Here is a 12,241-nt window from a genome sequence, read left to right on the forward strand (position 1 = left end):
ACCCGGTAAGCCGGGCATGCGGCCCGTCGCTTCCGCGCGGAGCGGGGAGGACCGTGCGCCGGGCAACGGGTTCGCCAGCCCGGGTAGGGGTGAGCCCCGGTGCCGGGGGGGATGGCGCCGGGGCTCAGTTAAGGGGCGGCCTTGCGCGCCGCTCAGGCGGCCGCGTCGAAGCCCGTGTCCCGAGCCAACTTCTTCAGCTCGAGCAACGCATGCTTCTCGATCTGGCGAATCCGCTCCCGCGTCAGACCATGCTGCTTGCCCACCTCCGTCAGCGTCCGCTCGCGACCGTCCTCGATGCCGTACCGCATCTTGATGATGGAGGCCGTGCGCTGGTCGAGGCGGCCGATCAGATCGTCCAGCTCCTCGCTGCGCAGCAGGGTCAGGACGGACTGCTCGGGCGAGACCGCGGAGGTGTCCTCGAGGAGGTCACCGAACTGCGTGTCCCCGTTGTCGTCCACGCCCATGTTGAGCGAGACCGGGTCACGGGCCCAGTCCAGGACGTCCGTGACACGCGCGGGCGTGGTGTCCAGCTCCGCCGCGACCTCTTCCGGCTCGGGATCGCGTCCGTTCTTGCGGTTGAACTCGCGCATGACCCGGCGGATGCGGCCGAGCTCCTCCACCAGGTGGACGGGCAGCCGGATCGTGCGGGACTGGTCGGCTATGGAGCGCGTGATTGCCTGGCGGATCCACCACGTGGCGTACGTGGAGAACTTGAAACCCTTGGCGTAGTCGAACTTCTCGACCGCGCGGACCAGGCCCGCGTTCCCCTCCTGGATCAGGTCGAGCAGCGGCAGACCACTGCGCGGATAGCGGCGAGCTACGGCGACGACCAGACGCAGGTTCGACCGGATGAAGACGTCCTTGGCCCGCTCGCCGTCGGCGACGAGCGCCTCGAGCTCCTCGCGGGACGCGGAGGCGCCGGGGACGGAGTCCTCGACGTCGCCGTCGAGTATCTTCCGGGCATACACACCGGCCTCGATGATCTGGGACAGCTCGACTTCCTTAGCGGCGTCGAGCAGCGGCGTACGCGCGATCTCGTCGAGGTACATGCCGACCAGGTCGCGGTCGGCGATCTCCCCGCCTACGGCGCGAACACTGCGTGCCGCGTCGGTCTCGCCGGAGGAGGCGGACTTACGACGGGCGACGGCACGGGTTGCCATGCGTGCTCCCTTGCGTGTGGAGGTCCTGGTCGGCCCTTTTCACGGGCCTCTGTGGTGGAAACCACACCCTCGCGGGTGCCCTGCTTCCGATGGAAACAACGACTGGAATCCGGACAGAATTCCCAAGCCGCGTAACTATTTTCCTGACGTTGCAGTACCCTGTGCCGCCACAAAGGGAGGCGGGATGTCGTCGGAGCGTGACGAGGTGCAGGTCAGGCCGGGCTCGGAGGCCGATCTGGAGGCCCTGACCGCCATCTACAACCACTACGTACGCGAGACGGCGATCACCTTCGACACGGCCGTCTTTCTGCCGGAAGAGCGCCGCCCTTGGCTGCTCTCCCACCCTGAAGACGGCCCCCACCGCCTCTTGGTTGCCCAGGAGCGGGATTCCGGCCTGATCCTCGGGTACGTCACGAGTTCTCCTTTCCGGGTCAAGCCCGCGTACGCCACCTCGGTGGAAGTGAGCGTGTACTGCGCGCCGGATGCCGCGGGCCGCGGCATCGGCACCCTGCTCTACAAGGCGCTCTTCGAGGCCCTCGAGGGCGAGGACCTGCATCGCGCCTACGCCGGGATCGCCCAGCCGAACGTCGCTTCCGGCCGCCTCCACGAACGTTTCGGCTTCCGGCACGTCGGCACGTACCGCGAGGTGGGCCGCAAGTTCGGCCGCTACTGGGACGTCGCCTGGTACGAGCGTCCCCTCGGCCCCCGGCACCGAAGCGGGTCCTAGGTCCCGACCCGGCCCGCCCTAAGCCCTGACCTAGGCCTGACCTAGGCCGCAAGGCCGTTACGCCCGCGCCCGGACCCGCCTACCGTGCCGCCATGGACGCCACCGCAGACAGCAGAGCCGACGCCGCAGCCGACACCACCGGCACCCTCGACGAGGCCCTGCAGCGCCTGCACGCCTCGGGCCCCGAGCGGCTCGGACGGCTCACCAACCACGCCCCGATGGCCGTCGAGGCGCTCGCCGCGCACGGCCACTCCGGTGCCGTCCACCGCTGGCTCGAGCTGTACGCGCCGAAGTTGGAGGAGTACCCGGGCTCGGTCGGAACAATCACCGCCGACAACTGGCGCGAGGCCCTCGGCGATCCGCGCCGGGCGGCGGACTGGATTGCGTACTTCGGCCGGCAGGTCGGTGAACGCCCGTGGCGCGAGGTGCTCGCCGCCTGGTGGCCGCGCCTGCTGCCGGGCCTGTACGGCGGTTCCACGCACCCGGTGATCCGCGTCGGCCACGCGGTGCGCACGCTCCTGTCCGGCGAGGAGACCGGACCCCGCGTCACCGAACTCGCGCACGGCCTCGGCTACTGGGCCGCCCGCCACCACCCCGTCACCGGCATCGCGCTCCTGCCGCCGGGCACCGGCACCGCGGCCGCCGCCCTGGACGCCGTAGAGCCGATCCCGGACAGGGACAGCGGCGGCTTCCCGGCAAGGCTGGGCCGGGTCGTGGGCCTGCCCGCGTGGGCGGCCACCGTGACGGATCCGGACGAGGCGCGCCGCGGGCTCACCGAGCTGGTGCGGGCGGCGACCCACCGGTACGCCACGCACGGCCACGGCGAGGCGACGATGCTGGTGCACGCGTCGACGGCGCCCAACGCCGTGCTGCGGGCGCTTCCCGCGCTGCCCCGCACCCTGTGGGCGCCGAGCCTGCACGCGGCCTGGACGGCGTCGGCGGCCGTGACCTCGATGTACGCCCCCGACGCCCCGGTCACGTACACCGCGCCCGGCACCTTCGCCCCCGAGGAGGTCTTCGAGCGGGCCCTGGCTCACGGCGACGAGCACGTCATCAAGTTCGCCGACACGGCGCTGGACGTGGGCGACGAGCTCGCCCTGACGGCGGCCCTGCGCGCCATCGAGATCAGCGAACCGCTCGCCTAGAGCGGTCAGCTGAAAGCGGTCAGCCGAACTGCACGGACCTCTTCGCGAGCCCCATCCAGAACCCGTCGATCACACTGCGCTGCCCGCCGAGGTCCCCCGCGGCCTCCGCGGCCCCCAGCGTCACGAACAGGGGCGCGAAGTGCTCCGTGCGCGGATGTGCGAGCTCGCCCGCCGGAGACTTGTGCCGGAAGTCGAGGAGAGCGTCGATGTCGCCCGCGTCGAGCGCCTCGTGCCCCCATGCGTCGAACTCCACGGACCACGACGGCACACCGCGGTCCAGTTGGCGCAGCGCGGCCAGATTGTGCGTGAAGAAGCCGCTGCCGACGATCAGCACGCCCTCGTCCCGCAGCGGCGCGAGCTTGCGGCCGATGTCGAGGAGGCGGCCCGGGTCGAGGGTCGGCAGGGAGATCTGGAGCACGGGGACGTCCGCGTCGGGATACATCTCGACGAGCGGGACATACGCTCCGTGGTCGAGCCCGCGATCCGGGATGTCCTGCACCGGCGTACCCGCCCCGCGCAGCAGTTTGCGTACGGAATCGGCCAGTTGGGGGGCGCCCGGGGCGGCGTACGTGACCTGGTAGTAGTGCTCGGGGAAGCCCCAGAAGTCGTAGACCAGCGGGGTCGTCCCGGTCGCGCCGAGCGCGAGCGGGGCCTCCTCCCAGTGGGCGGAGACCATGAGGATGGCCTTGGGGCGCGGCAGCCCCGCCGACCAGGCACGGAGCTGGTCCGGCCAGAGCGCGTCGTCGGCCAGCGGCGGCGCGCCGTGGCTGAGATACAGGGCGGGCATGCGCTCCTGGGTCGCGGTCATGGCGGCACCTCCGAGGACGTACGGGGAACGGTTCACTCACACACGGTGGCTTTTGCTTTAACTCTCAAGCTTTCTCGACGATGACCCTACTCCCCTATTGTTTAACTTTCAAGGAAGGGCTGCGTACAGTGGAGTACATGGACACGGCACCCACTTCTTCCCCCGACCTTCCCGACGGGGAACCGCGCTGGCTCGACGACGAGGAACAGCGCACCTGGCTCGCGTATCTGCAGGCCACCACGCTCCTGGAGGATCACCTCGACCGCCAGTTGCAGCGTGACGCCGGCATGCCGCACATCTACTACGGCCTCCTGGTCCAGCTCTCCGTCGCCCCGCGGCGCCGCATGCGCATGACGGAGCTGGCCAGGAACACCAAGATCACCCGGTCCCGTCTCTCGCACGCCGTCGCGCGCCTGGAGAAGAACGGCTGGGTGCGCCGCGAGGACTGCCCCTCCGACAAGCGCGGCCAGTTCGCGATCCTCACCGACGACGGGTACGAGGTCCTGCGCAGGACCGCGCCCGGCCATGTCACCGCGGTGCGCCAGGCACTCTTCGACCGGCTCACCCCGGAACAGCAGAAATCCCTCGGCGAGATCATGGTGATCGTCGCCGAGGGACTTCAGCCGAAGGAGGCGGGAGCGGACCTGCCCTGGCTCCGCTAGGCCGCCTCCCCCTGAGCCACCGGGGTCAGTGCGCGACCACCGGAATCCTGATCTCGTCCTCGACGCCCTCGCCGTCACCGGAGCCCGAGGCGGCCGGAGCGCCGCTCTGGGCGCCGGTGTTGATCAGGGCGAAGGCGATCGCCGCGGCGGCGGCCAGGATGCCGACGGCCCACCAGATCGCGCTGGTGTAGCCCTCGACCATGGCCTGCGCCTGGACCAGCTTCTGGGCCGCGGGAGTCGTCGCACCCGCCGCGTGGTCCGCGATGTACGCGGTCGTGGCGGAGGCGGCGATGGTGTTCAGGAGAGCGGTGCCGATGGCGCCGCCGACCTGCTGCGAGGTGTTGACCATCGCGGAGGCGACACCCGAGTCACGCGGCTCCACACCGTGCGTGGCCAGCGACATGGCGGGCATGAACGCCGTACCCATGCCGAGGCCGAGCAGCAGCTGCGCGGGCAGGATCAGACCGGCGTACGAGGTGCCGATCTCCAGCTGCGTCAGGAGCAGCATGCCGATCGCCGCGACCACGAAGCCCGGACCCATCAGGAGGCGCGGCGCGACGCGGGTCATCAGGCGGGCGCCGATCTGCGTGGAGCCCGTGATCATGCCGACGATCATCGGCAGGAACGCGAAGCCGGTCTTGACCGGCGAGAAGCCCTTGACGATCTGCAGGTAGTACGTGAGGAAGAGGAACAGGCCGAACATCGCGATGATCGCGAGGCCGAGCGAGAGGTAGACGCCACCGCGGTTGCGCTCGGTCAGGACGCGCAGCGGGAGCAGCGGCGACTTGACCTTCGCCTCGGTGAGGACGAACGCGGCGAGCAGGACGGCGGAGCCGACGAACATGCCGATCGTCAGGGAGTCCGACCAGCCGGCCGACTCGGCGCGCGTGAAGCCGTAGACGAGGGAGACCAGACCGAGGGTGGACAGGACCACACCCGGGATGTCGAGCGGCGAGCGGTTGCGGGCGCCGGCCGGCTCACGGATGACGAAGTAGGCACCGATCGCGGCGACGGCGGCGAACGGGATGTTCACGAAGAACGTCCAGCGCCAGTTCAGGTACTCGGTGAGGAAGCCGCCGAGGATCAGGCCCACGGCGCCACCACCACCGGCGATCGCACCGTAGATGCCGAACGCCTTGGCGCGCTCCTTGGCATCGGTGAACATCACGGCGAGCAGCGAGAGGGCGGCGGGCGCGAGCAGTGCGCCGAACACACCCTGCAGGGCGCGGGCGCCCAGCATCATGGCCTCGCCGGTGGCCGCGCCGCCGAGCGCGGAGGCCGCGGCGAAACCGATCAGGCCGGTCACGAAGGTGCGCTTGCGGCCCCAGAGGTCGGCTATGCGGCCACCGAAGAGCAGCAGACCACCGAAGGCCAGGGCGTAGGCCGTGATGACCCACTGGCGGTTGCCGTCCGAGATGCCCAGGTCCTGTTGGGCGGAGGGCAGCGCGATGTTCACGATGGTCGCGTCGAGGACGACCATCAGCTGCGCGAGCGCGATGAAGATCAGCGCTTTCCAGCGCCTGGGATCTGTTTCTGACATGGGAGTAGCCACCTAGCGGTACGTGTGGTGAAAAAGTGACGGAAAGCGATGCGTTCGAGCGGCCCGGGTCAGGCGGGCTCAGGACTGGCGGAGGTCCTCCAAGGTCGCCGCCTCACCGGGCAGCTCGGAGCGGGCCGGCGCCATCAGGCCGTCGAGGAACAGCTGCAGATGACGGTGGACGAAACGGTCCATGTTCGGGCACGCCGTGCCGGGCAGCGGCCTCGTGAGCTGGGAGAGGGCGACCATCAGGTCCCCGACGGCGATGTCGGTGCGCAGCTGCCCGGCCGCGCGCGCCCGTTGCATGAGCCCGTCGATCACGGCTTCGAGCCGCTCACGGGCATCGACCAGATCCGGGTGATCGGGGTCGAAGGCCGCCTGGAGGATCGGGCACAGGGCACCGATGCGCTCGTCGGCGGAGGCATGGACGAACCGGCGCAGGACGTCGAACGCGACACTCGGGTCGGCGTCCGCGGCCACGATGGCCGCCTCGGCGTGGGCCGAGACGCGGTCGGTGACCATCAGGACGACCTGGTGGACCAGTTCGGAACGGTCGGAGAAGTGCCGGTAGACCGTGGCGTTGCCGACGCCTGCGCGGCGCGCGACCTCGTCGAGCGGCACATCGGGGCCGAACTCGACGAACATCTCGCGTGCGGCGGCGACGATCCGCTCCCGGTTGCGCAGGGCGTCGGCCCGCGGGCGGGACGTGCGGCGCTGCGCGGCGGTGGCGGTTTCCACGACGACTCTCCTCAAGTCTGCGGTCGAGCCTCCGGACGGTGCCGGAGCCTCGGATGCGCGATGCGGGGAATCACTCCCCGTTTCGCTCGGACACAGGTCTAAACGGGGAGACAGTCCCCGGATATTTCCCGCTGCCCCACTTTCTTCACGTGACCCGCGTCACACCTGCGCGAAGAGCCGCATGAAGACCTAGATGAACAAGAAACCCACGATCGGTCGCACCCAACGAGCGCCCGCGCATCCACCGGCACAGGGTGATCGAAAGGGTGCAGCCAGGACCGGCGGCTGCCGCTAGGGGAAGGCCCACGCATGCAGCAGCCGACCTGGAAGCAGATATGCGGAGCGCGACGTGGCGCCGCACTCGCCACCTGCGCCGTCCTTGCTTTCACGGTCACCACGTCGGCGAGCACCGGGCGCCTGATGGAGGAGTCCCCCACGGCGGCGGGCCCCTCGTCCCTGGCCCGCGCGACCACCCTCAACCCGTGCATGATCAGCGGCACGATGGGCGTACAGATGTCGGAGGGCATGCCCACCCCCACCGGCTACTCCCGCTCCACCGGCACCGTCCGGGCCCTCAACCTCATGGTCGACTTCTCCGACGCCCCCGGCGACGGCCCCGCGCTCGACCGCCTCGCGGAGTTCTTCCCGCAGACGTCGGACTGGTTTCGCACCAGCTCCTACGGACGGCTCGACTACCGCCCCGAGTCCCCGGTCCCCGACTGGCTGCGGATGCCCAAGAGCTTCAAGGAGTACGGGATAGAGCGCGGCGCCCCCTTCGACCCCGGCTACCGCGAGCTGGTCACGGACATCGTGGCGGCGGCCGACCCGGACGTGGACTTCCGGGACTACGACCTGGTGAACATCCTCATCACGCCGAACGCGGGCCCTTCCGCCCTCGACACGGTCCTCTCGGTGACCTTCGCCGGCAACACCGAGGCCCCCGTCGCGGACGGCGTCCCCGTCTCGAACGCGTCCTTCGTCTACAGCAGGCAGGACGACGGCTCGGGCAGCTACCGCGAGACCGGCTACCGCGTGCTCCCCCACGAGAACGGCCACGTCTTCGGCCTGCCCGACCTCTACACGCAGGAGGGCGGCGGCGCGGTCGGCCACTGGGACATCATGAGCGAGGACTGGGGCGCCAACAACGACCTGGTGGCCTGGCACAAGTGGAAGCTCGGCTGGCTCGGCGACGACCAGGTCAGCTGCGCGTCGAACCCCGGCACCACCGAGCACACACTGAGCCCGCTGCCGACGGAGGGCGGCACCAAGCTCGCCTTCGTGCCCCTGAGCGAGCGGACGGGGTACGCCGTCGAGGTGCGCACCCGCGGCGGCAACGACGAGGCGATCTGCAAGCCGGGTGTCCTGATCTACCGGGTGGACGCGGAGATCGACACCGGCCACGGCCCGATCACGGTCGCCGACTCCACGAAGGACAGCGGCGGCTGCACGCGCCGGCCGAACGTCCACGCGGAGCTCTCCGACGCGACCTACGAGCCCGGACAGACCTTCACGGACAAGAAGACGGGCGTACGGATCACGGTGACGGACATCGACGAGCAGGGGCGCTACCGGGTGCACGTCACGCGCCCGTGAGGCCACGCCTCAGCCGCCGTTGACCTTGGCGGACCCGGCGCCGGGCACGGTCTGCTGCACCTGGCGCAGGAAGGCCACGTTGTCCGGGGTCTTGCGCAGGCGCTCGATCAGCGCCTCCAGGTTGCTCTGCGGGTCCCTGCCGTGCAGGGCCCGCCGCAGTCCGCGTACGGCGGTCAACTCGTCGGCGGGCACCAGGAGTTCGTCACGGCGTGTGCCGGAAGGGGTGACGTCGACGGCGGGGAAGACCCGGCGTTCGGCCATGCCCCGGTCGAGGCGGAGCTCCATGTTGCCGGTGCCCTTGAGCTCCTCGAAGTAGTAGTCGTCGGCGCGCGATCCGGTCTCCACGAGCACGGTGGCGAGCATGGTCAGGGACCCGCCCTCCTCCGCGCACCGCGCGGCACCGAAGAGGCGCTTGGGGCCCTGGATGGCGGCGGCGTCGACCCCTCCGGAGAGGGTGCGGCCACCACTGGACGCCGCGTTGTTGTACGCGCGGCAGAGCCGGGTGAGGGAGTCGAAGAGCATCACGACGTCCTTGCCCTCCTCGGTGAGGCGCTTGGCGCGCTCGACGGCGAGTTCGGCCAGGGCGATGTGCTGCTTGGCGGGCCGGTCGAAGGTCGAGGCGAGCACTTCACCCCGTACGGAACGCTTCATGTCCGTGACCTCTTCGGGCCGTTCGTCGAGCAGCACGACCATGAGGTGGGCCTCGGGGTGGTTCGCGCTGACGGCCGCCGCGATCTGCTGGAGCAGGACGGTCTTGCCGGTGCGGGGCGGCGCGACGATGAGGCCGCGCTGGCCCTTGCCGACGGGGGCGACGAGGTCGATGAGCCGGGTGGCGACACTGCCGCCGCCCGTGCCCGGCGTCTCCAGACGCAGCCGCTCGCGGGGATGCAGCGGGGTGAGGTCGCCGAACCGTGCGCGCCGGTGCAGCGCCTCGGCCGAGTGCCCGTTGACGCGCTCGACCGAGGTCAGCGTGCGGGCCCGTCCGCACTCGCCCTGCACCACATCGCCCGCACGCAGGCCGAGTCGGCGGATGAGGGCAGAGGGAACCTGCACGTCGTTCGGGGTGGGGAGGCAATCTCCGGTACGGAGATGGCCGTTGGCGTTGTGGCTCACGTCGAGGATGCCGGAGGCGGCGACGGCGGGAGCGTCGGTGGTACCCCTGTTCGGGGTGGTGTCCCTGTTCGGGGTGGTGGTCTTGTTCCGGGTGATGGTTGCGGTACTCATGATGGGGTCCTTTCGCGGACATGCGAATGAGGGGCCCGGCAGGACGGTGTGTGTTCACGTCCCGTACGTCGGGCGGAAGGAAGAATCGCGGCTAAGAGCTTCGGCGAAACGCGGGAGCATCAAAGCTGCGGGAGCCTCACAGAGGCGGAAGAAAAGAAGATCGGCACCGGCGCCGCAGAAGGCGGCGTACACACGTGCTGTTCGCAAGGTAGCACAGCTCGCGGCCCGCCGGACGTGACGTGGGTCACCGGGATCGTACCCGCACGGGCGCACCCATCCACATGACGCGCTCCCCGGTTATGTGGCCCCCACACATGGGAACCCCGCCCGCCGCACCCTTACGTTTCCGGCCATGACGAGCCCCACTCCCCGTGGTGACACCCCCGCCGGACCCGCCGGACCCGCCGGAACCGACCTCACCGGACGCACCGCCCTGGTCACCGGCGGCGCCAGCGGCATCGGGCGGGCCTGTGCCGTGGCCCTGGCCGAAGCGGGCGCCTTCGTGCACGTCGTGGACCGGCACGCCGACGCGGCCAAGAACGTCGCCGACCGGATCGACGGCGAGGCACACGCCGTGGACCTCGCCGACCCCGCCGCGGTGGACACCCTGCCCACGCACGTCGACATCCTCGTCAACAGCGCCGGGCTCCAGTACGTCGCCGCCATCGAGGAGTTCCCCCCGGAGCGGTTCGACCTGATCCAACGGGTCATGGTCACCGCGCCGTTCCTCCTGCTGCGCAGGACGCTGCCCCACATGTACGCCCGCGGCTGGGGCCGCGTCGTGAACATCTCCAGCGTGCACGGGCTGCGCGCCAGCGCCTTCAAGTCCGCCTACGTCACCGCCAAGCACGCCCTGGAGGGCCTGAGCAAGGTCACCGCCCTGGAAGGCGCGACGCACGGCGTCACCAGCAACTGCCTCTGCCCCGGCTACACCCGCACGCCCCTGGTCGAGGACCAGATCAGCGCCCAGGCCGCCGCTCACGGCATCGCGCCCGAGCAGGTCCTCACCGACGTACTTCTGCGGCGTTCCGCGGCCAAGCGGCTCATCGAGCCCGAGGAGATCGCCGCCGCCGCGCTCTGGCTCTGCGGCCCGCACAGCGGCTTCGTGACCGGCGCCTCGCTGCCCCTGGACGGCGGCTGGACCGCCGGCTGACACCCCACTCCCCGACGCCATTCCACGACACGTCCCCATCGAGAAACGGATCACGCCATGGCAGCCGCAACGCCGCGCGCCTCGGGCAAGAACCCCGGCAAGGCCCCGGGCACGCCGGGAATCGCCCGCATCATCAGCGCAAGCCTCATCGGCACCACCATCGAGTGGTACGACTTCTTCCTCTACGGCTCGGCCGCCGCGCTCGTCTTCAACACCCTCTTCTTCCCCGACAGCGACCCGCTGGTCGGCACCCTCCTGTCCTTCCTCACCTACGCCGTCGGCTTCGCCGCCCGGCCGCTCGGCGGCGTCGTCTTCGGCCACTACGGCGACAAGATCGGCCGCAAGAAGCTGCTCGTGCTCAGCCTGATGATGATGGGCGGCGCCACCTTCGCGATGGGCCTGCTGCCCACCCACGCGACGCTCGGCGTCGGCGCCCCGATCCTGCTCACGGTGCTGCGCCTGATCCAGGGCTTCGCGCTCGGCGGCGAGTGGGGCGGCGCCGTCCTGATCGTCTCCGAGCACGGCGACGACAAGAACCGCGGCTTCTGGGCCTCCTGGCCGCAGGCGGGCGCCCCCGGCGGCAACCTCCTGGCCACCGGCGTCCTCGCGCTCCTCGCCGCCGTCCAGTCCGACGAGGCGTTCCTCGCCTGGGGCTGGCGCATCCCGTTCCTGCTCTCCGGGGTGCTCGTGATCATCGGCCTGTGGATACGGGTGTCGGTCTCGGAGTCGCCGCTGTTCCTGGAGGCGCAGGCGAAGGCAGAGGCCGGCGCGGCCTCGGGGCAGGCCGCCGAGCAGGACGCACCGGTCGTCGAGGTCTTTCGGCACAACTGGCGCGGCGTCCTCACCGCGATCGGCACCCGGCTCGGCGAGAACGTCTCGTACTACATCCTCACGGCCTTCGTCCTCGTCTACGTCACCGTGCACCTGGAACTGCCCAAGAGCACCGCCCTGAACGCCGTCCTCATCGGCTCCGCCGTGCACTTCGTGACGATCCCGCTGTGGGGCGCGCTCTCGGACCGCATCGGCCGCAGGCCCGTCACCCTGATCGGCTCCATCGGCATGGCCCTCTGGGCGTTCGCGTTCTTCGCGCTCGTCGACAGCGAGTCGTTCGCCGTCATCACCCTTGCCGTCACGGTCGGGCTGCTCTTCCACGGCGCGATGTACGGGCCGCAGGCCGCCTTCATCTCCGAGATGTTCGACACGAAGGTGCGCTACTCCGGGGCCTCGATGGGCTCGCAGCTCGCGTCCATCATCGGCGGCGCGCTCGCGCCGATCATCGCGGTGGAACTCCTCAAGGACTTCGACTCGGCGGTGCCGGTCTCGCTCTACGTCTGCGTGACGGTGGTGATCACGACGCTCACGGTGCTCGTGGCGAAGGAGACCCGGGGCCGGTCGCTCTCCTCTCCGGCCGAGCAGCGTTCCGCCTCCGAGGGTGCGGCCGGCACGGCCTCGGCGACAATCGGAAGCCGCACCTGAACCGCGCCACGCGCACGC

11 protein-coding genes are annotated in these 12,241 nt (G+C 70.5%); 6 read left to right on the top strand and 5 right to left on the bottom strand.

Annotated elements, in window-relative coordinates; genetic code table 11:
* Positions 1–152: 152 nt before the first annotated feature.
* Positions 153–1,160 (bottom strand): sigma-70 family RNA polymerase sigma factor, encoded by a 1,008-nt coding sequence (locus tag AB0M70_RS20230; protein ID WP_365821332.1) that lies wholly within the window; start codon positions 1,158–1,160, stop codon positions 153–155.
* A gap of 184 nt (positions 1,161–1,344) precedes the next feature.
* On the opposite strand from AB0M70_RS20230, the gene AB0M70_RS20235 reads away from it, so the two are divergent.
* Both AB0M70_RS20235 and AB0M70_RS20240 read left to right on the top strand, forming a co-directional pair.
* The gene (locus AB0M70_RS20235) at positions 1,345–1,887 is read left to right on the top strand and encodes an N-acetyltransferase family protein (protein WP_365821333.1); all 543 of its coding nucleotides are present in this window, start codon (positions 1,345–1,347) and stop codon (positions 1,885–1,887) included.
* A gap of 92 nt (positions 1,888–1,979) precedes the next feature.
* Positions 1,980–3,032 (top strand): questin oxidase family protein, encoded by a 1,053-nt coding sequence (locus tag AB0M70_RS20240; RefSeq protein ID WP_365821334.1) that lies wholly within the window; start codon positions 1,980–1,982, stop codon positions 3,030–3,032.
* Positions 3,033–3,051: 19 nt separating this feature from the next.
* Here the strand turns inward: AB0M70_RS20240 and AB0M70_RS20245 are convergent, their stop codons facing one another.
* Positions 3,052–3,840, bottom strand: a complete 789-nt coding sequence (locus AB0M70_RS20245; RefSeq protein ID WP_365821335.1) for a class III extradiol ring-cleavage dioxygenase — start codon at positions 3,838–3,840, stop codon at positions 3,052–3,054.
* A gap of 128 nt (positions 3,841–3,968) precedes the next feature.
* On the opposite strand from AB0M70_RS20245, the gene AB0M70_RS20250 reads away from it, so the two are divergent.
* Complete coding sequence (locus tag AB0M70_RS20250; RefSeq protein ID WP_365821336.1) at positions 3,969–4,502, top strand: MarR family transcriptional regulator; 534 nt, start codon at positions 3,969–3,971, stop codon at positions 4,500–4,502.
* Between the two features lie 25 nt (positions 4,503–4,527).
* On the opposite strand, the gene AB0M70_RS20255 is transcribed toward AB0M70_RS20250, so the two are convergent.
* Entirely contained in the window at positions 4,528–6,042 is a 1,515-nt protein-coding gene (locus tag AB0M70_RS20255; RefSeq protein WP_363211790.1) for an MFS transporter, read from the bottom strand.
* A gap of 78 nt (positions 6,043–6,120) precedes the next feature.
* Complete coding sequence (locus AB0M70_RS20260) at positions 6,121–6,777, bottom strand: helix-turn-helix domain-containing protein (protein WP_365821337.1); 657 nt, start codon at positions 6,775–6,777, stop codon at positions 6,121–6,123.
* A 309-nt stretch (positions 6,778–7,086) separates the two neighbouring features.
* Between AB0M70_RS20260 and AB0M70_RS20265 the strand changes: the two genes are divergently transcribed.
* Positions 7,087–8,370, top strand: coding sequence for a M6 family metalloprotease domain-containing protein (locus AB0M70_RS20265; protein ID WP_365821338.1), 1,284 nt, complete (start codon positions 7,087–7,089; stop codon positions 8,368–8,370).
* Positions 8,371–8,379: 9 nt separating this feature from the next.
* Here AB0M70_RS20265 and rho read toward each other — a convergent pair whose 3' ends face one another.
* Positions 8,380–9,594, bottom strand: a complete 1,215-nt coding sequence (gene rho / locus AB0M70_RS20270; protein ID WP_365821339.1) for a transcription termination factor Rho — start codon at positions 9,592–9,594, stop codon at positions 8,380–8,382.
* A 352-nt stretch (positions 9,595–9,946) separates the two neighbouring features.
* On the opposite strand from rho, the gene AB0M70_RS20275 reads away from it, so the two are divergent.
* Positions 9,947–10,747 (top strand): 3-hydroxybutyrate dehydrogenase, encoded by an 801-nt coding sequence (locus AB0M70_RS20275; RefSeq protein WP_365821340.1) that lies wholly within the window; start codon positions 9,947–9,949, stop codon positions 10,745–10,747.
* A 57-nt stretch (positions 10,748–10,804) separates the two neighbouring features.
* Positions 10,805–12,223, top strand: coding sequence for an MFS transporter (locus tag AB0M70_RS20280; protein ID WP_365821341.1), 1,419 nt, complete (start codon positions 10,805–10,807; stop codon positions 12,221–12,223).
* Positions 12,224–12,241: the final 18 nt, after the last annotated feature.

The sequence above is a fragment of the Streptomyces sp. NPDC051214 genome (assembly GCF_040682375.1).
Classification (GTDB): domain Bacteria; phylum Actinomycetota; class Actinomycetes; order Streptomycetales; family Streptomycetaceae; genus Streptomyces.

Bases quoted from the DNA above. Each gene is read 5' to 3' on its own strand.
- AB0M70_RS20230 (WP_365821332.1), bottom strand. From the start codon at position 1,160: ATGGCAACCCGTGCCGTCGCCCGTCGTAAGTCCGCCTCCTCCGGCGAG.
- AB0M70_RS20235 (WP_365821333.1), top strand. From the start codon at position 1,345: ATGTCGTCGGAGCGTGACGAGGTGCAGGTCAGGCCGGGCTCGGAGGCC.
- AB0M70_RS20240 (WP_365821334.1), top strand. From the start codon at position 1,980: ATGGACGCCACCGCAGACAGCAGAGCCGACGCCGCAGCCGACACCACC.
- AB0M70_RS20245 (WP_365821335.1), bottom strand. From the start codon at position 3,840: ATGACCGCGACCCAGGAGCGCATGCCCGCCCTGTATCTCAGCCACGGC.
- AB0M70_RS20255 (WP_363211790.1), bottom strand. From the start codon at position 6,042: ATGTCAGAAACAGATCCCAGGCGCTGGAAAGCGCTGATCTTCATCGCG.
- AB0M70_RS20265 (WP_365821338.1), top strand. From the start codon at position 7,087: ATGCAGCAGCCGACCTGGAAGCAGATATGCGGAGCGCGACGTGGCGCC.
- rho (WP_365821339.1), bottom strand. From the start codon at position 9,594: ATGAGTACCGCAACCATCACCCGGAACAAGACCACCACCCCGAACAGG.
- AB0M70_RS20275 (WP_365821340.1), top strand. From the start codon at position 9,947: ATGACGAGCCCCACTCCCCGTGGTGACACCCCCGCCGGACCCGCCGGA.
- AB0M70_RS20280 (WP_365821341.1), top strand. From the start codon at position 10,805: ATGGCAGCCGCAACGCCGCGCGCCTCGGGCAAGAACCCCGGCAAGGCC.